Consider the following 19585-nt stretch of genomic DNA (forward strand, 5'->3'; position numbering starts at 1 on the left):
CTTTATGTTTTGACGGGTTTTCTTCACGCGAACCGGATTCCACTTCGCTCGAAAACGCTATAGCCATCGCGCGATCACCATTTGTGGAAAATGAAAAACGCGCCGAGGGCAACGAACGCGAAGCCCAGGCCGTGATTCCAGCCCAGCGGCTGTTTCAGATACAGCACCGAGAAGCCGGCAAAAACGACAAGCGTGATCACTTCCTGAATGGTTTTGAGTTCGGCCGCGGAATAGACCGCGCTGCCCCAGCGATTGGCCGGCACCGCAAGCCAGTATTCGAAGAACGCTATTCCCCAACTGGCCAGAACAATCAGAGGAAGCGGGCTCTCCTTGAATTTCAGATGCCCGTACCAGGCGAAAGTCATGAAAACATTCGAGCAGAACAGCATCAGGATCGGCAGGAGCCACGACGGAATCGCGATGGGCATGGTTTTCGGCTTTCGGGAATGATCGGGGAAAGGCGCCGACCGCTCGCAACCCGTATCCGGGATGCAAGGAAAATCGGTCGCCAGCTTACCAAGGTTTCCATTCATCGGAGTTTCAGGGAACGAAGATGAAACCCCTTAACCTGTCTCGCGGACTGACGGACAATACGCAACATCAGCGAAGCAAAAAATCATCGCGCCGCAACCGCACCCCGCTCGGAAGGCCGCGCGTCTCGATCACTGAAAGATGCGCCGCGGCCTTGCGCTTCCGGGGCAGGTATTTTTTGGTTCGGGATGCCGGCGCGAAAGACGAGAGCCAACCCATCGCCGATATGTGCTTTAGATAGGACAGATGCGGGCGATCCCTATGCCTCCGGGATCGCTGCGCTCGCCCGGCCGAATAACGACACCGTTGTCGCCGCGGCGAAGGACGGGTCGCGGTCGTGATCGCAGCCGGCGACACGGCACAGCGCCGCCTCGCGGCGGGAAGCCTCAATGGACCGGTGGCGGCCGGCGACGGTGTGATCGCTTCCGCCGGACCGCGACAGGACGTGCTGCTGCGCTGGCTCGATGATCTCGACCGAGCCGTCCCCGTGCCGGTCGGCATCGCCATCGACGGTCTGTTCGTCCGCGATGACGGCCGCTATCTCGTCGCCTGGTCGGCACGAGAGCCCGAGGCCGTCATCGTCGACGTGGCGCGCAGCCGTGTTGCCGGCGGCGTTCGAACAGACGATATCGTCGATGAGGCGGCATCGGCCGGCTCCGCTATTTTCCTCACGCATCGCACATCGCCGACGGTGATCGCCATCGATCTGGCGCCCCTGTCCTCGCGCGAGGCCACTTTCGCCGAGCGCCGCGTGCGGCTGCCCCTGATCGCCGGCGCGAACCGGGAGCACAGCCGAAGCCGCGTCGCGTATCGCCGGCGATGGCCAGCATGTTGACGGTGCGTCCCGGCTCCAACGTTGCGTACGCGATCGCATCAGGCGGCGGCCTGAGTGACGCGCCGATGGCGGCCATCGCGATCCGGGGCGACCAGCCGCGCATGATCGCGCGCTTCGACCAGCGCATGGTCGAAACATCGACCGTTCGTTTCGAAGCAAACCTTCGTCTGGCGAGAGGCGGCTCGTTCACTGACCCGCACGCGCTTCCTCGAAGCTGCTACGAGTGTCCGCGTTCAATGCGCCGGTTGGCCTGACCTCGACTACAGACGGTTTCCGAAGAACAGAACAGAGCTTGTCGAGTTCACCCAGATAACCCGCCAGGCTTTCCGTTTCTGATCTCATCAGAAGCAAGGTTTAATGGTTTTGATCTGACGCGTTTCTTCACACGAACAGGTCATCCACTTCGCCGGATAACGCTCCAAGCTTGATCGCCGGTCCGGAAATAGGGTTCGACCGTGCCGCTGAGCTTGATCGTCAGCGGATTGCCGTGGCGATCCCTGGCATTGCCGGCGGCAACACGTATCCAGCCTTCGCTGACGCAATATTCCTCGACGTTGCTCTTCTCGACGCCCTTGAAACGGATGCCGATATCGCGCGACAGAAGCTCGGCATTATAATATGCGCTGCGCGGATCGGTGGACAAACGGTCGGGCAAATGGTCCTTCGCGGTCTGGTCGTTCAAAGCAGGGCCTCGATTTCTTCCGTCAGTTTTTTGGGGTTGGTGGTCGGAGCGTGGCGGGCAGCCACCCTCCCCTGCCGGTCCACGAGAAACTTGGTGAAATTCCACTTGATCGACTCGCCGAGCAAACCCGGCTTCTCGCTTTTCAGATGCCTGAACAACGGATGCGCATCCGCACCGTTGACATTTATCTTTTCGAACATCGGAAAAGTCACGTCATACTTGCTGGCACAGAACTGCTGAATGTCGGCGGCGGAGCCCGGCTCCTGCTTGCCGAACTGATTGCAGGGAAAACCCAGCACGGAAAATCCGCGCGGGCTCATCGTCCGGTGCAACTCTTCAAGATCCTTGTACTGCGGCGTGAACCCGCAAGCGCTCGCGGTGTTCACGATCAGAAGGACGCGACCTTCAAACTGCTTCAACTCGCAAGGCTGGCCGTCCAGCGCGTTCGCGGAAAAATCAAAAACGCTGGCCATTCAACAACCTTTCGATCAGGCAGCGACCGAGCGCCCATCCCATGCCCGGTCAATGCCGCGTGGAAGACCGGGCGACGGGGTTCAGGATCGCTTCGGTGAACGGAAATTCGAGCACGATCTCGCCGGTAGCGTCGGTCACTTCCAGCACCGCATTGAGAATCGCCCGCTGTTCGCCGTCGGACTTGAGGATTTCGCGAATCGTTTTCCGGGCGGCGCGCCAGGCATGATCGGGATCACGCAACTCCTCGCCTTCCGGATCGAGTATCAGGTCGTTTCCGATGCGGGTATTAAAGAAATATCGGGGCATGAACGCGAACCCAATGACGGCCTAGCCGGACTTTACAGCCAGCCATTCCCACTAGTTCTTTATCGAACGACAGGCTCGCCCTGCAATAGGCTTTATTTGTCGCAAAATTGCGTCCGTCCTGCTTCAAACGCCTGATAATTCCTCCTAGCGGATCAATATTCCGCCTCAAACGTTAGCAACGGGGCCTGCTCTTGATCAGGCCATCTTTTCTTCGTCATGTTGACACAGCGCGGCTTGCGAAGGGCATGGAATTTCTCCAAACGGCGCGTCCTCGAACCGAGAAGAACGTCATGAATCCTGTCAGAGAACTCCAGAACCACGGCCAGGCCATCTGGCTCGATTTCCTTGCGCGCGGTTTCATCACCAAGGGTGATCTGAAAACGCTGGTCGATAACGATGGATTGCGCGGGGTCACCTCCAATCCCTCGATTTTCGAGAAAGCGATCGGAAGTTCGGACGAGTATGACAGTGCTATCGTCAGCCTGATGAAGAAGGGCGACCGGTCGGTCGCCGATCTCTACGAGCAGCTCGCGATAGAGGACATCCAGCACGCCGCCGACGTGTTGCGGCCAGCCTACGACCGGCTCGACGGCGCGGACGGTTTCGTCAGCCTAGAGGTCTCGCCATATCTTGCGAACGACACCGAGGGGACAATCGCCGAGGCCAGGAGGCTGTGGAAGTCGGTCAATCGCAAAAACCTGATGATCAAGGTGCCGGCGACGCCGAACGGCCTGCCTGCGATCCAGCAACTGATCTCGGAAGGAATCAGCGTCAACATCACGCTGCTGTTCTCGCAGAAGGTTTACGTCGAAGTGGCTGAGGCGTATCTGGCCGGACTTCAGAACTATATCCGAAATGGCGGCGACCCCGCGCATGTCGCAAGCGTCGCCAGCTTCTTCGTCAGCCGGATCGACAGCGCCGCCGACAAGCAACTCGACGAAAAGATCGCGCAGGCCAACGATCCCGCGGAGAAAGCGCGTCTTGCCGCGCTCAAGGGCAAGGTCGCGATCGCCAATGCCAAGCTCGCCTATCAGGAGTACAAGCAGTTGTTCGCAGGCGAAGACTGGCAAAAGCTCGAGGCCGAAGGCGCCAGACCGCAACGGCTGCTATGGGCTTCGACCGGTACCAAGAACAAGGACTACCGCGACGTTCTCTACATTGAGGAATTGATCGGCCCGGATACGGTCAATACCGTGCCACCGGCGACCCTTGACGGTTTTCGCGATCACGGCGAACTGCGGGACAGTCTGGAGGAAAACCTCGATGACGCGCGGCAGGTGCTCGCCGCGCTCGCGGACGCCGGAATTTCGCTCGACGCGATCACCCGGGACCTCGTGACGGAAGGCGTAAAGCTGTTCGAGGACGCGGCCGACAAACTGCTCGGCGCCGTCGCCCGGAAGCGGGAAAAGATTCTCGGCTCCGCCATCGATCGGCAAACCTTGTCGCTCGATCCATCGACCGCGAAATCCGTTGAAGCGAAGGCGGACGACTGGCGAGCCGCCGGCGCCGTCCGCAAGCTGTGGCAAAAGGATAAGTCCGTGTGGACCAACACGGACGAGGACAAGTGGCTGGGCTGGCTGACGAGTCCCGCCGCCGAGCTTGATCGGGCGGCTGACTACGAGGACTATGCGTGGCGGGTGAAGAAGCAGAAATTCACCGACGCGGTCGTGCTCGGGATGGGCGGATCAAGCCTCGGTCCGGAGGTGCTGGCGAAGACTTTTCCGAAGGCGGCGGGTTTCCCGAAGCTCCATGTGCTGGACTCGACCGATCCGGCCGAGATCCGTTCGCTTGAAGCCGCGATCGACATCGCGAGAACCGTCTTCATCGTGTCCAGCAAGTCCGGCGGGACGACGGAACCTAACGCGCTGAAGGACTATTTTCACGCGCGGGTGGCCAAGGCGATCGGCGCTGACAAGGCTGGCCACCGCTTCATCGCGATCACCGATCCGGGCTCCTCGCTTGACGCGGAGGCGGCAAGGCTCGGCTATGCGCGCACCTTCCACGGCGATCCCGAGATCGGCGGCCGCTATTCGATCCTGTCTCCCTTCGGCCTGGTTCCGGCGGCGACGGCCGGAATCGATGTGACGGGATTGCTTGAGGGCGCACTCGTCATGGTGCGATCCTGTGGCGCCCAGGTCCCGCCGCATGACAACCCCGGCGTCCAGCTCGGATTGGCGATGGGTCTTGCCGGACGCGAAGGCCGCGACAAGGTCACCATCCTGGCGTCTCCGAAGATCGCTGATTTCGGCGCATGGGCCGAGCAGCTGATCGCCGAATCGACCGGCAAGGAGGGCAAGGGCCTGATTCCGGTCGACGGGGAACCGCTCGGCGATGCGAGCCTCTACGGCGATGACCGCTTCTTCATCGATATCCGCACGGCGGACGAAGAGGATGCCGCCCATGATGAAAAGTTGCGCGCGCTCGAAAACGCCGGACATCCCGTGGTTCGCATCGTGATGAACTCGATCGAGCAGATCGGTCAGGAGTTCTTCCGTTTCGAGATCGCGGCCGCGGTCGCCGGCGCGGTTCTCGGCATCAATCCGTTCGACCAACCCGACGTCGAAGCGGCCAAGATCAGGACTCGCGAACTCACGTCGGCCTTCGAAAAGACAGGCAGGCTTCCGGATGAAGAGCCGGCGATCTCCGCCAACGGCTTCGATATCTACACCGACGCCGAAAATGCGCGCGCGTTGCGCGAAAAGGGCGCCGACGGCGAGTTGTCCTCCTGGCTCAAGGCGCATCTTTCGCGCGCCGAACCCGGCGATTATGTCGCCTTGCTGGCCTATGTCGCGCGCAATGAAGACCACATCGGCGAACTGCAGCGGATGCGCCTCGCCGTTCGCGACCGGAAGAAAGTCGCCACCTGCGCCGAGTTCGGCCCGCGCTTCCTGCATTCGACTGGCCAAGCCTACAAGGGCGGTCCGGATAGCGGCGTCTTCCTTCAGATCACCGCCGACGATCCACGGGATTTGAAGATCCCCGGCCGGAAGATGAGCTTCAGCATCATCAAGGCTGCGCAGGCGCGCGGCGATTTCGATGTGCTCACGCGGCGGGGACGACGGGCGCTTCGCGTTCATCTCAAGGGAAACCTGAAATCAGGCTTGTCGCGGCTCGACGATGCGATCAGCCGGGCTCTGATGTGACCGTAGCCATGACGGGTGGGATTGTGACGCTGCCTCGATCATCACCAGGAAACCAAGGTTCCGCAAGCTGCGCTAAACCGGCCCCTGCCCTCGCCGTCCGTTCGTCCGACGATTCTCGTTCGCCAACCGCCGCGAAACATACGAGGTGTTGCGCCCCCCCTTGATCCTCAAGCATCATGATTCCCCAAGCGTCACTGAACAATGGGACCGCGAGCGGAGTATCGAGACCACGAGCCCGCGCCCGGAGAAGGAATCGGACGAATGCAGATAGGCATGATCGGGCTGGGACGGATGGGAGCCAACATCGTTCGCCGTCTGATGAAAAAGGGAGGCCATCACGCCTTCGTCTACGACATCAGCGAGCAGGCCGTCGCCGCGCTTGCCGCGGAAGGAGCCACGGCCGCGACTGATCTCGAAGACTTCGTCCGCAAGCTCGAAAAGCCGCGCGCGGTCTGGATCATGCTGCCCGCCGGAGCGGTGACGGAATCCACCATCGCGACGATCGCCGGACTGCTCGATGGCGACGATGTCATCATCGACGGCGGCAACACCTTCTGGCAGGACGATATCCGGCGCGCTGGAACGCTGCGCGAGAAGGGCATCCATTATGTCGATGTCGGCACCAGCGGCGGAGTGTGGGGCTTCGAGCGCGGCTATTGCATGATGATCGGGGGCGAGAGAGCGGTGGTTGATCGTCTCGATCCGATTTTCGCGGCGCTGGCGCCGGGCCACGGCGACATTCCGAAAACGCCGAGCCGGGACGGCCGCGATCCGCGCGTCGAGCAAGGCTACCTCCACACCGGGCCCGTCGGCTCCGGCCATTTCGTCAAGATGGTGCATAACGGAATCGAATACGGCCTGATGCAGGCCTATGCCGAAGGTTTCGACATACTCAGGAACGCGAACGTCCCCGCGCTGCCGGAACAGCATCGATTCAAGCTCGACCTCGCGGATATTGCCGAGGTCTGGCGTCGCGGCAGCGTCATTTCATCCTGGCTGCTCGATCTCACCGCTTCCGCGCTGGCCCGCAGCGAGACCCTCGAAGCCTACTCCGGATTTGTCGCGGACTCGGGCGAGGGCCGCTGGACCGTCAACGCCGCCATCGATGAAGCCGTTCCCGCCGAAGTTCTGACCGCGGCGCTGTTCGCGCGATTTCGCTCGCGTCAGCAACATACCTTCGCGGAGAAAATCCTCTCGGCGATGCGGGAAGGATTCGGTGGACACAAGGAGCCCGGAGAAGCCGATCCCTCCACAAAGGAAAGGACCGCGAATCGATGACGGTCGCAAGCAACATACCGCGCAAACCGGAGCCGTGCTGCTTCGTCATCTTCGGCGCCACCGGCGATCTCACCCATCGCCTGATCATTCCGGCGCTTTACAATCTTGCCGAATCCGGCTTGCTGCCGGAGCCGTTTTGCATTGTCGGCGTCGTCCGCAAGCAGATGTCGGACCAGGATCTCCGGCAGAGCCTGATGGAGGGTTTGAAGAGGCACGCCACGCGGCCCGTCAAAATCGACATCGCCGAAAAGGTGCTCAACTGCCTGACGTGCATCGAAGCCGATCCCTCCGATCCGTCCTCTTTCGATGCTCTGAACGGGGTGTGTGAAGGACTTGCGACGAAAACGGGGACCTGCGGCAACCGCCTGTTCTATCTCGCCGTGCCGCCAACGGCCTTCGCGCCGATCGCGGAGCAACTCGCCCGCGTCGGGCTGCTGCGAGAGACAAGCGGCACATGGCGCCGCCTGGTCGTCGAAAAGCCGTTCGGGACCGATCTCGCATCCGCCAGATCGCTCAACGCCAGGCTGCTCAAGTTCGCCAACGAACATCAGATCTATCGGATCGACCACTATCTCGGCAAGGAGACCGTCCAGAACATCCTCGTTCTTCGTTTCGCCAACGGCATGTTCGAACCGATCTGGAATCGCAACCACATCGACCACATCCAGATCACCGTCGAGGAAAAACTGTCGGTCGGACATCGCGGCAGTTTCTACGACGCCACCGGAGCGCTGAGAGACATGGTGCCGAACCACCTGTTCCAATTGCTGTCGCTGGTGACGATGGAGCCGCCGACGCGGTTCGAAGCCCATTCGGTGCGTTCGCAGAAAGCGGAGGTGCTGGCCGCGATCCAGACGCAGACGCCGGAGGAGGCGCTGAGAAATTCGGTGCGCGGACAATATCACGCCGGGCAGGTCGGCGGCGAGGCGGTCGTCGATTATCGCAGCGCCCCCAACGTCAAGCCCGACAGCACCACCGAGACCTATGCGGCGCTGAAGCTGACCATCGACAACTGGCGATGGGCCGGCGTTCCGTTCTACCTGCGAACCGGAAAGGCGCTCGGCCTCAAGCGCACCGAGGTGGCCATCAAGTTCAAGCAGGCGCCGTTCGCGATGTTTCGCTGCACGCCCGTGGACCAGTTGTCGCACAACTATCTGGTCATCGGCATCGAACCGGCCGAAGGCATCACCATGCAATTCAACACCAAGGTGCCCGGTCCCTCGATCTCGATCGACGGCGTCGAGATGAAATTCCGCTACAAGGATTACTTCCACGCCGCGCCGAGCACCGGCTACGAAACCCTGATCTACGATTGCATGACTGGAGACAACATCCTGTTTCAGCGCGCGGACGGCGTGGAGGCCGGCTGGCAGGCGGTGCAGCCGTTCCTGGATGCCTGGAAGAAGGCCGGCGCCGACGGGTTGGTCGGCTACGAGGCGGGCAGCGAGGGTCCGCGTGAAGCCGACGACCTGCTGGCGCGGGACGGCAACCAATGGCGCGAGCTGACATGACATCCGCTGCACCCGACCGCGGCTTTCAGGTGCTGCCGGACGCCGAGGCGATCGCAACCGAAGCCGCTGAACGTATCATCCTTCGGATTACGGAAAATGCGACGCGGCCGGCGATATGCCTGACCGGGGGTTCCGGTCCGAAAGCGCTATATGCGCTGCTGGGAAGCCCGCGCTATCGTTCGCGCATCGCCTGGGATCGCGTTCACTGGTTCATAGGAGACGAGCGTTTCGTGAGCGCAAGCGACGAGCGCAACAACATGACGATGGCGAGAGAGATTTTTCTGAACCGTTGCGCCCCGCCGGGCAATATCCATCCGATGCCAACGGACGCATCCGATCCGGATGCGGCGGCACGGCTTTACGAGCGCGAACTGCAAGCGTTTTACGGAGCGGATCGACTTGATCCAGCCAGGCCGCTTTTCGATCTTGTCCTGATGGGGCTTGGACCGGACGGGCATACCGCCTCGTTGTTTCCCGGAGATCGAGCGCTCGACGAAACCGAGCGATGGGTTGTCGGCGTGGACCGCGCGCCCGTCGAGCCTCTCGTGCCCCGTGTCACCCTGACGCTTCCGGCGCTGGCTTCCTCCCGCGAGATGCTGTTTCTTGTCAGTGGTGAAGCCAAGCGCGGCATCCTCTCGAAGGTCAGGGCGGACGCCGATCTGCCCGGTACGCGCGCTCGCTCCAACGGCATCACGACCTGGTTGACCGATGTCGCGGCCGCAGGATCGACGGCATGAATGCGGGCGGAGGCGCCGCCTTTCGCGCGCTGATCGTCATGGGTGTGTCGGGATCGGGTAAAAGCGTCATCGCGGACGCGCTGGGCCGGCGGCTGGGATGGATCGTCGAGGACGCCGACCGCTTTCATGCAAAAAACAGTATCGATAAAATGCGCGACGGCATTGCGTTGACCGATGACGACAGGCGGCCGTGGCTGCGCGCCGTCGCCGCCGAGATCGGCCGCAGGCGCGCAGACGGCACGAGCGTGATCATGGCCTGCTCCGCGCTCAAGCGCGCCTATCGCGATATTCTCGTGCAGGGCAGCAGCGACACCCGCATCATCTACCTGCGCGGCGACAAGGACCTGATCGCGAGCCGTCTCAAGACGAGAAGCGAGCATTTCATGCCGCAGGGACTGCTCGCGAGCCAGTTCGCGACACTGGAGGAGCCGACCGAGGATGAGCGGCCCATCGTCGTCGACATCGACGCGACCATAAAAGACATCACTGAACGCATCATCATCGCGCTCGATTAGAGCATGATCCCGCCCCGAAGGGCCGCGCCAGCGCAAAGTGGGTACCGGTTTTCGGAAAAGATCATGCTCAAAACAAAAAGATAAGCGACGGGTCTGATTCAACGCAGTTGAAACAGACCCTATAGCGCTTTCGAGCAAAGTGGACGCCGGTTCGCGTCAAGAAAGCGCGTCAAAACAAAATCATAGAGCCCCGCTTCTGATTCTATCAGAAGCGGAAAGGCTCTAAGCCTTCGCCCGCTGCATCGCCGGCTTGCGGGCGGCGTTGAGATTGTGGATGGTGTTGACCAGCGCAATATGGGTCAACGCCTGCGGGAAATTTCCGGTCATGCGACGGGCGACCGTATCGTACTCTTCCGACAGCAGGCCAAGATCGTTCGCTACCCCCGCAACCCGCTTCAGCAGCACCTCGGCGCGCTCGATATCGCCGCGCAGCACATAAGCGTCGGCGAGCCATAGCGTACAGGCCAGAAAAGCTCCCTCGATCGGCGGCTGCTCGTCCGTCACCGCGCGCGGATCGTGCCTGAGCACGAATCCGTCCGGCATCAGGTGCTGCTCCACCGCCGCCAGCATTCCCGCGACACGGGGATCGGAAGCCGGCAGAAAGCCGACCGATGGAATAAGAAGCGTGCTGGCATCAAGCAGCTTCGAGCCGTAGGATTCGACGAAAGTGTTTTGTTCGCGATCAAAACCCTTTTCGCAGACGTCGCGATGAATCATCTCCCGCAGTTCACGCCAGCGCTCGACCGGCCCGTGAAAGCCGAAATGCTCCACGCTCTTGACGCCGCGGTCGAACGCCACCCAGGCCAGCACCTTCGAGGAGACGTAGTGCTTGCCAGGTCCCCTCAACTCCCAGATGCCGGAATCCGTTTCATTCCAGATCCGGCCGAGATGCTCGAGCAACTGGCATTCCAGATCCCAGGTCGGCTCACGCAATTTGAGGTTCGCCTCCCTCGACTGGTGGAACGCGTCCATCAACTCGCCGAAGACATCAAGCTGCAACTGGGCATAGGCCGCGTTTCCGATCCTGACCGGCCGCGCGCCCTCATAGCCGGGCAGCCAGTCGGCTTCCCATTCCGTCAGGCGACGTTGCCCGAGGATGCCGTACATGATCTGCATGTCTGCGGGCGAGCCGGCGACCGATCTCAGCAGCCAGTCGTGCCAGTCCGAAGCTTCGTCGTGATAGCCGCTGTTCATCAGCGCGAGCAGCGTGAAGGTCGCGTCGCGCAGCCAGCAGAACCGGTAGTCCCAGTTGCGCGCGCCGCCGAGCTTTTCGGGAAGCGAGGTTGTGGGCGCCGCGACGATGCCGCCGGAGGGCGCATAGATCATGGCTTTCAGGGCAACCAGGGAGCGCATCGCAAGATCACGATACGGACCGTCATAGTCGAACTTTCCGCACCAGTCGCGCCAGAACGCCTCCGTGTCGCGCAGTGCCGCCGCGGGATCGATCGGGGCTGGAACGGCCAGATGCGATGCGCTGTAGGCCATCACGAACGGGATCGTCTGCCCTGCGCTGACCTCGAAGTCGGCGACGGTGGTCATGTTCTCGCCGCGCGTCTCGACCGGCGTGCGCAGCACCAGCATGTCCGGCCCGCAGATGGCGAGCAGCGCCCGATCCTCGGTACGGCGGACCCATGGCACGTCTTTTCCGAAACCGAACCGGATCACCAAATCCATGTGCATCCTCACGCGACCGCGGTCCCCCCGGACGAGGCGGACGATATCGGTCGCCGTGTCGCGTGGCGGCATGAAGTCGATCAAAGTGACCGCGCCGCCGGCCGTCTCAAAGCGGGTTTCGAGGATAAGGCCATCTCCGCGATAGCCATGGCTCGAATGCTCGATCTTTTCCGAAGGAGCGATCCGCCAATGGCCATTGCGCTCATCGCCCAGAAGGGCGGAAAAACAGGCATCGGAATCGAAGCATGGCCAGCAAAGCCAGTCGATCGATCCCGTCCGGTCGACGAGCGCGACGGTCTCGCCGTCGCCGATGATTCCGTAGTCTTCGATTCTGCTTGGCAATTTGGCAGATCTCGGCGGGTAAAGCTGAAAACAGGACGCGAGCCGAAACAGGATGACGAAACGGTCAGTATTATTCATCGGCGAGCGGTTGGCCATCCCGTCCGGTGAGTTTTCGGAAGAACAACCTCTTGCGAGTGGAGAACGATGTTCTAGAGCATTTTCCGGCGAAGTGGATACCGGTTCGCCGCAAGAAAATGCGACCAGACAACTATTTCTAGAGCATTTTCCGATTCAACTTGATCGGATCACATACTCTAGGGGCTGTAGCCGGTGGCGCGGGAATAAGTCAGCCGGTTCTCCTGCAGCGGACGGCCAATCGAACTCGTGCTTCGTTTGCTCACCGCGCGCTTGTCCGATTCGAGATCTTCGAGAAAGACGGGCTCCGAGAAATAGAAACCCTGCGCATACTTGATCCGCGTCGCTGCCTGCAAATAAGCGAGTTCCTCGAACTTCTCGACGCCCTCCGCGATCACCGTCATTCCCAATGCATCACCGAGAGATTCAATGGCCTTCAAAATACCCTGGCTGCGCGGGCGCTTGTGAATATCGACGATGAATGACCGGTCGATCTTGATTTCGTCAGCGGTGATATCGGCCAGAGCCGAGAGCGAGGAATATCCGATACCGAAGTCATCGATGGAGATCCCGACGCCCAAGCTTCGCAGGACGGGCAGAATTTCCGTCTGGAAACGGGTTTTCGCCACGAACGCATCTTCCGTGACCTCGACGACGAATCGCGCCGGGCAGCCGGTTTTCTCCAGCGCGCGCGCGAAGGATGTCATGAAGGCCACGTTTCCCGCCTGCTTGGCGGCGACGTTGATGCTGATGCTGACGCCCGCGCCGAACCTTTCGTCGATGAGGTCGATGGACCTCATGATCTCGGCCAGAACCAGATGCGTCAACTCGTCGATCAGGCCGAGCTCAATCGCGAGATCGACGAACGTTCCCGGCGCCTGGATGACGCCGTCATCATTGCGCAATCGAACCAGCGCCTCGATGCCCCTGACCTGCTGGGTTCTGATGTCGACCTTGGGCTGGAACGCGCAATAGAACCGCTTGTCGAGAATCGCAAGCCGCAGCGACTGCTCGATCTCCATCCGCGTCAGCGCCTCGCGCTGCATTCCGGAATCGAAGATGACGGCGCCGCCCTTTTTTTCGTTCTTGATGTGATACATGGCGGTATCGGCGTTCTGGCGCAGAACCTCGTAGCTGTCGCCGTGATCCGGATAAATGCTCACCCCGATCGATGCGGAGGCGAACAGCTCCGATCCCTCGATGAAGAACGGCGCCTTGAGGCGCTGCAGCAAAAATCCAATATAGTCGGCGAGTTCGGCGTCGCTTTGGACCGGATTGAGCAGAAGCAGAAACTCGTCGCCGCTGATCCGAGACAGCATATCGGTGCCGCGAAGGCCGAAACTCAGGCGCCTCGCAACCTCGATCAGAAGCTCGTCGCCGGATGCATGGCCGTAATAGTCGTTGATGTGCTTGAAATTGTCGATGTCAAGGAAAGCAACCGCAAACCTGACGGGTTGTTCTCCCTCACGGATGAGGCTGTTGGCGTGCTGCTCGATGACGCGCCGGGTCGGAAGACCCGTCAGATCGTCAAAGTAGGCACAACGAAAAAGCTCCTCCTCGACAGCCTTCTGACCGCTGATATCGACCGAGCTCGACAGCATGAGATTCCTGTCCGAAATCCGGACAGGCTCATGCGTGGTCAGATAGGTCTTTGTCGTATGATCCGTCCGAATGAGTTCCTCGGATATCCGGATCCGCCCCGATTGCAGCACCCCGCGCGCGAGATTGACGCGATCGTTCAACTCTTTTGAGGGGAGCAGCGCGCCTGATCCGGTTCCGACGATAGCGCCCGCGGGCACGTTGAACTGGGCCGCGGCGGCCGCATTCACGAACACGAAATGTCCCTGCTCGTCCTGAACCGTCACGGCTGTCGGAAGTAATCTGACCACCTCGGCGAGGAAATTCACCCGCGAGGGGTCGCCCGCTTCGACACCACAGTCATTCGGGCCGGTCCCGGACTCATCGGGAGGTGTCGGTCCGCTCCCACCAGCGATAACGGAAAACTCACTTCGCTCGGGCGCGCCGGACATGGACTTCCCAACCTTCATCGCGTCTGAAAGGGGAAATTTCCGGACTTTCAGGCTCTTGCTGGCAGCAACGGCGGTCGCGGTCACATACGGCACCACCTTCTGCCTTCCCAAGAGATAACCAGGCACGTTGTAGGTTTAGTTAAATCCGACGCATAAACATGGCCGCACTTTCCACATCAAATGCAAAGCCACTCAAATCAGACCGGATCATCATTACAAGTAAGTGAACGGATTACCGACCAGCCCGGCAATGACCAGACGAGCAGAATATCAGAGTACCACAGGCTGAAGATTCGGGCCGTTGACCGCATCCAGCCGCTTGAAGCGGATGCCCGATCCATGTTCCGTCCGATCTCGCGTCCTGGAGCGTTTCAAGCGAAGCGGTCACCGGTCGCGTGAGGAAAACGCGTCAAATCAAAATCATGGAGCCGCGTCTGATGCTACCAAAAGCGGAAAGACTCAAGAAATCGTGACGTGGAACGCCGAGGACGCTCCACGTCACAGTCTGCCGTCAGCGGACGAGAATCTTATCACCACGCCCCATCGAGGGATCAGCCTTGTCACTGATCATGAGAATCGCGATGCCGCCGGTCAGCGCGGCGCGCATGGAATGATTCACCAGCGCATAGGCGCCTTCCTTCGGTGAGATGAGGTCGAAGGTCGCTGCGTCGCCCGGCGCCAGGGTATAGTTCTGCATCCCGACCATCACGTTCTTCGGATTGCCCGAGGGATAGATCCTGTCCCAGATGCCGGCGATCGGATGAAATCCGGAAAACTCGTTGGGGCCGGCATTGACCATATAGATGCGCACGCGCTCGCCGGGCTTGGCCTCGAGTGTCTGCGTGGCATGTTCATCATGCACGGGGTCATACTGGAATGGCACGGCGTTGAAGGCGTTACGCTTCCACTTGTTCGCCATCATGCTGTCTACGTCTTCGGGATTCTCGAAGATCTGATGCTCGATCAGGACATACTCACGGTCCGCCTTGGGCATCGCGTTGGGGTCTTTCGGATCGATGATGACCACGCCGAACATGCCGCGGGCGATGTGCTGGATCATCGGATCTGACCCGCAGTGATAGAAGAACACGCCAGGGTGTTCCGGAACGTAGGAGAAGGTCTTGGTCTCGCCGGGCTTGATCGACGCAAAATCCGTCAGAACATCCGAGCGCGCGGAGTGCATGTCGATCGAATGCGATTTCTTGTTCGCGGCATCGTTCTTCAAGGTGAACTCGATGGTGTCTCCTTCCGTCGCCCGGATTATCGGACCTGGGACCTGACCGTTGAAGGTCCAGGCAGCGACGGTGTTGCCCTGATTATCGAGCGGGACCGTCACTTCCTTGGCGACCAGTTCGATCTTGACGGTCTTGGCCTGGGCCGCGGTGATCGCGGCGCCGGCAAGCATCATGACGGCCGCCACGCTCCCCGCGATGACGCCATTCCTCAAACGTACAGTGGTCATTGAAATCTTTCTCCCCTTCATGGCCTGGTATGATTCCTCGTTGAGTTCACTTGCCGCATTTGCAGACCTGCCGCAGATATTTGACGAGGCCCTTGATCTGATCCTCGGACAGGACGTGACCCCAGGTCGGCATCAGCACCGACTTGTTGACGGCAAGCCCGCCTTCCTTGATGGCCTTGAACAGTTCGTCATCCGGCGTGTCGCCCATGCTTTTCGCATCGGTATGATCGCGCGGCTTCACGGAAAGGGCGGGCACGTTGACGCCGGTGCCGTTGCGCTGGAGGCCGTGACACTGCACGCAATAGACCTCATAGACCTGCTCGATCGACTGATCGGCCCGGCTTGTCGATGGCGCGAGCAGCAGGGCCAGACCAGCGAAAACCGCGAACATTTGCGTTTTCATCACTTGTCTCCTTGGCTCAACTGAACCAGAAATGCGGTCAGCCGCTGGATATCCTGATCCTTCAGGTTCGATGTCGGCATCCAGATATGCGGATCGAAACGCTGCGGATCGGCGGTATAGGCGGCGATGAAGTCCGCTTGCAGCCGCGCGCCGGCGTCGGTCAGCCGCGGCCCGGAAAGACCTCCCTCGCCTTTCTCGCCCTGATGGCAGGCGACGCAGCCGCGAAACTTGACGAAGGCGAGCGACCCCATCCGCGCGCCTTTCATCTCCCCCTTGAAAATGCCTTCCGGGACGAGATCGGCGGGAGCCTTCAAAGCCATCAGCGCCTCGGTAGCAGCCTCGGCGTCGGCTTTCTTGAGCTTCGGGTGGGCAGCGATCTTGGACGGATCGGGCACGTCGTTCTTGTCGCCCTTCTTGACCGTCTTGAAATACGGATAGCCGGCGGGACGGATCGGCTTGGGATCCTGCAACCAGGCAACCAGCCATTCCTTCTTGAACTTGCTGCCCGCGAACCAGAGGTCGGGACCCTTGCGGGTCAGCAGTCTGTCCAGCGACGTGTCGGCAGGCTTGGCCAGCGCATGACAGCCGGAACAGCTCGGATCAAGTTTATCGGCGGCGCTTGCGCTGCCCAGTAATGCCGCGGCCAGTCCCGCGACGGCGAGCAAAAGCCCTTTCATGTCCACTCTCCTTTCGATTGGGTTCAGGGCGCTGGATCGCCCTTGAAGGCAGGGCTCTCGTGCATGTCGAGCGGCTTCTTCATCGATTCCTCGTAATAGAAATCGGGCACGAACTCCTTGTTCTTCCATTTGTAGAAGGACTGCTCCTTCACCGGAATTTCCTCGTACTCGATGGTGGTCATCATGCCACCCATCGGAGAACTGCCGTTCGTGGTGTGCTTGTCGATGTGATCGTGCACCATCCAGATGCCGGGATTATCGGCGCGCAAGATCAGGTCATAGCGCTCACCCGGCCCGAACAGGATGGTGTCGGCGAGGTAGGGATTGGCGAGGGGCCGGCCATCCTTGGCGTAAACCTCGAAGAGATGGCCGTGGATATGGATGGAATGCAGTTCGTCGCCGGCGCCGATCAGGCGGATGCGGACCACATCGCCCTCCTTGATCCGCAACGGCTGGGTGTCCGGATAGGCCTTGCCGTTGATGGTGAAGAAATCCGGCACGTCGCCAGGGACGCCGCCATAGCCGGGCTTCTTCGCCCAGGCCGACGTCCAGCTGGAGAACATCATGATGTAATCTTTGGTGACTTCCTTCTCGACCGGCGGCGGGTCCTTCGGATCGATGATGAAAGGACCCCACATGCCGCGCATGGCGACATGCTCGTTGACGTTGACGTGACAGTGATACCACATGGTGCCGGACGGCTCGGCCTTGAAGCGGTAGGTGAAGGTCTCGCCCGGAGGAATCGCCGGCTGCGTGACATCCGGCACGCCATCGTGCTTCCAGGTGCCGCGCTGATACAGGCCGTGCCAGTGAATCGTATGCGGCAATGTGGTCTGGTTCTCGACCTCGATCTCGACGTCATCGCCTTCCTTCACGTGGAAAAGCGGACCGGGACTCTGGCCGTTGAACGAGAAGACATGGAAAGTCTGCTTGTCGACGAGCTTGAGGATCGTATCCTCGATGATCATCGAGAACTGCCTCGTCTCGGCAAGCGCCGCTCCCGGACTCACGGCGCACAATGCGGCGCTTGCTGCGAAGATGACTTTTGCGAGACGTGCGCGCAGCGCACGGCATTGCACGATCATGGGCATAACATGCATTCTCGATTGATGTTTTTAGACAAACCGCTACCAAGGCACAGGCGATCGGGAGCGTTCATCCGTCAGGCGCCTGCTCTCGCTGAAGTCGCCGATACTGAACAGTTGTCGTGATCATGACGCCTGAATTTCAACCTCGAACCGACTTCATGCGAAACGTGCCATCTTCACAGCCATAAAGCAATATTTAATATTCATCTTTTACACACCTCGTCGAGCCTTGAGATTATGCCTGACGATCGCGCGCGCGCTGCGTTGAATACGTTGCGCGACGGCGCCGGTTACATCGCGGCACGTTACATCGCAGCATGACTACATCCCCGAGGTGCAGAGAGCCTGCAACGTCAACTGGCTGATGCCGACCTCCTCCGCCGCCCTCGGCATCACCGTCCAAAGCCGATCATTCCAGGTCTGATCGTTCCCCACCGTCCGCATCAAGCCGACCCATTTCACCAGCGCCGGCTTCGCCTTGCCGTTTTGCAGCAGCCACTTCCCCATGTAGAATCGCGCGATCAGGTCGTTCGGATCACCTTTGAGCACGCGTTCAAATTCCGCCTTGGCCCGATCCGAGATCACGCCGCCATCCGCCAGCGCGAGAGCCTCCCCCAATGCGACATGCAGCACGCTGTTATCAGGATCACGCTTGATCGCGCGCTCAAGCAGCGGAATGCTCAAGCGAGGAAGGTTCAGTTGCAGCAATGCGCCACCCATGACTGCCCAAGGCTGGCTTGCGTGCTCCGCGGCCAGGAGCTTCGGCAAATCGAACAAGCCCTCAAGCGGCACGGGCGGATTGGTCGCCGCGCTGTTCAAGGGAACGGTGACCTGATGCGTGGTGAGAGGCGATTGATACGTGAACCAGACCGCGACAGCCATGCCGACCGCGGCACCGGCAAACGAGGAGCCAAGGTACAGCTTCAGCCAGCCTCTGGACCTCTGCGTTTGATCGACAGGTGCTTTCCTCATGCCTCACGCCGCGGATAGATCAAATCGTCTCACTCTCGGGCAACATGGATAAACATGCATTGGAGATATATGTTTGTACAGTCTGAAATCGACAAAAACACAGATTCAGGGGCAAGAGCGGCAAACGGTAGCAGGCCGATGCACGGCGATCGGCGGTGCACGACTCGCTTCAAACACGGGACAACGCTTCGATGCTGTCTGCCGACATCCCACAGCAATGACGGATGGCGCGCCGTTCAAGCAGCCGGCGGGACTCCGAAATCTTTCGGGCTGAGAATGAGATCGGCGAGCGTATAGCGATCGAGCGTCGTGGTGAACGCGTTCAGCGCTTCCCGCAACGGCGCCCGCAACCGGCAACTTGACGTGATCGGGCAGCGGTTATTCGAGGAAAAACATTCCACGAGCGCAAAATCCGGCTCGGTGGCGCACAAGACGTCGCCGAGCTTGATCCGGTTGGGCCGTTTGGCAAGCATCAGCCCGCCAGACCTGCCACGAACGGCCTTGAGATAACCCGCGCGCGTGAGCTGATTTGCCACTTTCATCAGATGGGTGCGCGAAATGCCGTAAACGCTGGCGGTCTCTTCAATCGTGATCAGCCGATCGCCATGGGTGGCCGCATACATCAGCAGGCGCAGAGTGTAATCGAAGAAGCTCGTCAGTCGCATCGGGTGTCCCGCCGGCGGCACGTCGCGTGATCAGGGGAAAAAGATGAACCGGTCCGACGCCTTTCGCAAGTGTCGATACGTAGCATCAGCCTTGACGCTGCATCAGTCTGGCCGCAACGCGCGGCAGTTCCAGAGAGCCCCGGGCCCGCGCATCGGCCCTGGCTGCCCGCGACTCGACGCCAGCT

Annotated in this window: 19 protein-coding genes; 7 read left to right on the forward strand and 12 right to left on the reverse strand. The window is 60.6% G+C overall.

The genetic code is table 11. The annotated features are described in order from the left end of the window. Nucleotides 1-74: 74 nt before the first annotated feature. A complete protein-coding gene (locus tag NWI_RS13690) occupies nucleotides 75-428 on the reverse strand; it encodes a DMT family protein (protein ID WP_011315838.1) in 354 nt (117 codons plus the stop codon). Nucleotides 429-868: 440 nt separating this feature from the next. On the opposite strand from NWI_RS13690, the gene NWI_RS13695 reads away from it, so the two are divergent. Together NWI_RS13695 and NWI_RS13700 are read left to right on the forward strand one after the other, a co-directional pair. After that, nucleotides 869-1366: a hypothetical protein gene (locus NWI_RS13695; protein ID WP_011315839.1), complete on the forward strand. Its 498-nt coding sequence runs from the start codon at nucleotides 869-871 to the stop codon at nucleotides 1364-1366. A 65-nt stretch (nucleotides 1367-1431) separates the two neighbouring features. Further along, the gene (locus NWI_RS13700; protein ID WP_187147981.1) at nucleotides 1432-1620 is read left to right on the forward strand and encodes a hypothetical protein; all 189 of its coding nucleotides are present in this window, start codon (nucleotides 1432-1434) and stop codon (nucleotides 1618-1620) included. A gap of 140 nt (nucleotides 1621-1760) precedes the next feature. Here NWI_RS13700 and NWI_RS13705 read toward each other — a convergent pair whose 3' ends face one another. From NWI_RS13705 to NWI_RS13715, 3 genes are read right to left on the reverse strand one after another with little or no spacing between them, the layout of a single operon-like run. Further along, nucleotides 1761-2048, reverse strand: coding sequence for a DUF3297 family protein (locus tag NWI_RS13705; protein WP_011315841.1), 288 nt, complete (start codon nucleotides 2046-2048; stop codon nucleotides 1761-1763). Next, entirely contained in the window at nucleotides 2045-2521 is a 477-nt protein-coding gene (locus tag NWI_RS13710) for a glutathione peroxidase (protein WP_011315842.1), read from the reverse strand. Before NWI_RS13710 ends, NWI_RS13705 begins: the two co-directional genes overlap by 4 nt. Before the next feature lie 49 nt (nucleotides 2522-2570). Then, on the reverse strand, nucleotides 2571-2828 hold the full coding sequence (locus NWI_RS13715) for a DUF6894 family protein (protein ID WP_011315843.1): 258 nt from the start codon (nucleotides 2826-2828) through the stop codon (nucleotides 2571-2573). Between the two features lie 290 nt (nucleotides 2829-3118). Here NWI_RS13715 and NWI_RS13720 point away from each other — a divergent pair, with 290 nt between their 5' ends. From NWI_RS13720 to NWI_RS13740, 5 genes are all read left to right on the forward strand, one after another. Then, on the forward strand, nucleotides 3119-5971 hold the full coding sequence (locus tag NWI_RS13720; protein ID WP_041345655.1) for a bifunctional transaldolase/phosoglucose isomerase: 2853 nt from the start codon (nucleotides 3119-3121) through the stop codon (nucleotides 5969-5971). 261 nt (nucleotides 5972-6232) lie between these two features. Continuing rightward, nucleotides 6233-7249, forward strand: coding sequence for a phosphogluconate dehydrogenase (NAD(+)-dependent, decarboxylating) (gene gnd, locus NWI_RS13725; RefSeq protein WP_011315845.1), 1017 nt, complete (start codon nucleotides 6233-6235; stop codon nucleotides 7247-7249). Further along, a complete protein-coding gene (zwf, locus tag NWI_RS13730) occupies nucleotides 7246-8760 on the forward strand; it encodes a glucose-6-phosphate dehydrogenase (protein WP_011315846.1) in 1515 nt (504 codons plus the stop codon). The genes gnd and zwf overlap by 4 nt, the downstream gene beginning before the upstream one ends. Then, nucleotides 8757-9497, forward strand: a complete 741-nt coding sequence (gene pgl / locus NWI_RS13735) for a 6-phosphogluconolactonase (RefSeq protein WP_049750585.1) — start codon at nucleotides 8757-8759, stop codon at nucleotides 9495-9497. Before zwf ends, pgl begins: the two co-directional genes overlap by 4 nt. Continuing rightward, complete coding sequence (locus NWI_RS13740; RefSeq protein ID WP_011315848.1) at nucleotides 9494-10012, forward strand: gluconokinase; 519 nt, start codon at nucleotides 9494-9496, stop codon at nucleotides 10010-10012. Before pgl ends, NWI_RS13740 begins: the two co-directional genes overlap by 4 nt. Before the next feature lie 222 nt (nucleotides 10013-10234). Here NWI_RS13740 and NWI_RS13745 read toward each other — a convergent pair whose 3' ends face one another. From NWI_RS13745 to NWI_RS13780, 8 genes are all read right to left on the reverse strand, one after another. After that, entirely contained in the window at nucleotides 10235-12028 is a 1794-nt protein-coding gene (locus NWI_RS13745; RefSeq protein WP_041345657.1) for a glycoside hydrolase family 15 protein, read from the reverse strand. A 254-nt stretch (nucleotides 12029-12282) separates the two neighbouring features. Continuing rightward, nucleotides 12283-14133, reverse strand: coding sequence for a putative bifunctional diguanylate cyclase/phosphodiesterase (locus NWI_RS13750; protein WP_041345658.1), 1851 nt, complete (start codon nucleotides 14131-14133; stop codon nucleotides 12283-12285). 511 nt (nucleotides 14134-14644) lie between these two features. Next, nucleotides 14645-15595 (reverse strand): multicopper oxidase domain-containing protein, encoded by a 951-nt coding sequence (locus NWI_RS13755; RefSeq protein ID WP_041345128.1) that lies wholly within the window; start codon nucleotides 15593-15595, stop codon nucleotides 14645-14647. A gap of 46 nt (nucleotides 15596-15641) precedes the next feature. Then, nucleotides 15642-15998 (reverse strand): c-type cytochrome, encoded by a 357-nt coding sequence (locus NWI_RS13760; RefSeq protein WP_011315852.1) that lies wholly within the window; start codon nucleotides 15996-15998, stop codon nucleotides 15642-15644. Further along, a complete protein-coding gene (locus NWI_RS13765; RefSeq protein WP_011315853.1) occupies nucleotides 15998-16675 on the reverse strand; it encodes a c-type cytochrome in 678 nt (225 codons plus the stop codon). The genes NWI_RS13760 and NWI_RS13765 overlap by 1 nt, the downstream gene beginning before the upstream one ends. A 23-nt stretch (nucleotides 16676-16698) precedes the next feature. Continuing rightward, complete coding sequence (locus tag NWI_RS13770) at nucleotides 16699-17775, reverse strand: multicopper oxidase domain-containing protein (protein ID WP_011315854.1); 1077 nt, start codon at nucleotides 17773-17775, stop codon at nucleotides 16699-16701. 309 nt (nucleotides 17776-18084) lie between these two features. Then, the gene (locus NWI_RS13775; protein WP_011315855.1) at nucleotides 18085-18735 is read right to left on the reverse strand and encodes a tetratricopeptide repeat protein; all 651 of its coding nucleotides are present in this window, start codon (nucleotides 18733-18735) and stop codon (nucleotides 18085-18087) included. Nucleotides 18736-18971: 236 nt separating this feature from the next. Beyond that, the gene (locus NWI_RS13780; protein WP_011315856.1) at nucleotides 18972-19400 is read right to left on the reverse strand and encodes an RrF2 family transcriptional regulator; all 429 of its coding nucleotides are present in this window, start codon (nucleotides 19398-19400) and stop codon (nucleotides 18972-18974) included. Nucleotides 19401-19585: the final 185 nt, after the last annotated feature.

Origin of the sequence: Nitrobacter winogradskyi Nb-255 (assembly GCF_000012725.1) — a bacterium.
In the GTDB taxonomy this organism is placed as follows: Bacteria; Pseudomonadota; Alphaproteobacteria; order Rhizobiales; family Xanthobacteraceae; genus Nitrobacter; species Nitrobacter winogradskyi.

What these genes read in the sequence shown, in the direction of transcription:
- NWI_RS13740 (WP_011315848.1), top strand. Translation starts at nt 9,494, where the DNA reads ATGAATGCGGGCGGAGGCGCCGCCTTTCGCGCGCTGATCGTCATGGGT.
- pgl (WP_049750585.1), top strand. Translation starts at nt 8,757, where the DNA reads ATGACATCCGCTGCACCCGACCGCGGCTTTCAGGTGCTGCCGGACGCC.
- NWI_RS13750 (WP_041345658.1), bottom strand. Translation starts at nt 14,133, where the DNA reads ATGTCCGGCGCGCCCGAGCGAAGTGAGTTTTCCGTTATCGCTGGTGGG.
- NWI_RS13775 (WP_011315855.1), bottom strand. Translation starts at nt 18,735, where the DNA reads ATGAGGAAAGCACCTGTCGATCAAACGCAGAGGTCCAGAGGCTGGCTG.
- zwf (WP_011315846.1), top strand. Translation starts at nt 7,246, where the DNA reads ATGACGGTCGCAAGCAACATACCGCGCAAACCGGAGCCGTGCTGCTTC.
- NWI_RS13700 (WP_187147981.1), top strand. Translation starts at nt 1,432, where the DNA reads ATGGCGGCCATCGCGATCCGGGGCGACCAGCCGCGCATGATCGCGCGC.
- NWI_RS13760 (WP_011315852.1), bottom strand. Translation starts at nt 15,998, where the DNA reads ATGAAAACGCAAATGTTCGCGGTTTTCGCTGGTCTGGCCCTGCTGCTC.
- NWI_RS13690 (WP_011315838.1), bottom strand. Translation starts at nt 428, where the DNA reads ATGCCCATCGCGATTCCGTCGTGGCTCCTGCCGATCCTGATGCTGTTC.
- NWI_RS13710 (WP_011315842.1), bottom strand. Translation starts at nt 2,521, where the DNA reads ATGGCCAGCGTTTTTGATTTTTCCGCGAACGCGCTGGACGGCCAGCCT.
- gnd (WP_011315845.1), top strand. Translation starts at nt 6,233, where the DNA reads ATGCAGATAGGCATGATCGGGCTGGGACGGATGGGAGCCAACATCGTT.
- NWI_RS13720 (WP_041345655.1), top strand. Translation starts at nt 3,119, where the DNA reads ATGAATCCTGTCAGAGAACTCCAGAACCACGGCCAGGCCATCTGGCTC.
- NWI_RS13765 (WP_011315853.1), bottom strand. Translation starts at nt 16,675, where the DNA reads ATGAAAGGGCTTTTGCTCGCCGTCGCGGGACTGGCCGCGGCATTACTG.
- NWI_RS13715 (WP_011315843.1), bottom strand. Translation starts at nt 2,828, where the DNA reads ATGCCCCGATATTTCTTTAATACCCGCATCGGAAACGACCTGATACTC.
- NWI_RS13770 (WP_011315854.1), bottom strand. Translation starts at nt 17,775, where the DNA reads ATGCATGTTATGCCCATGATCGTGCAATGCCGTGCGCTGCGCGCACGT.
- NWI_RS13780 (WP_011315856.1), bottom strand. Translation starts at nt 19,400, where the DNA reads ATGCGACTGACGAGCTTCTTCGATTACACTCTGCGCCTGCTGATGTAT.
- NWI_RS13755 (WP_041345128.1), bottom strand. Translation starts at nt 15,595, where the DNA reads ATGACCACTGTACGTTTGAGGAATGGCGTCATCGCGGGGAGCGTGGCG.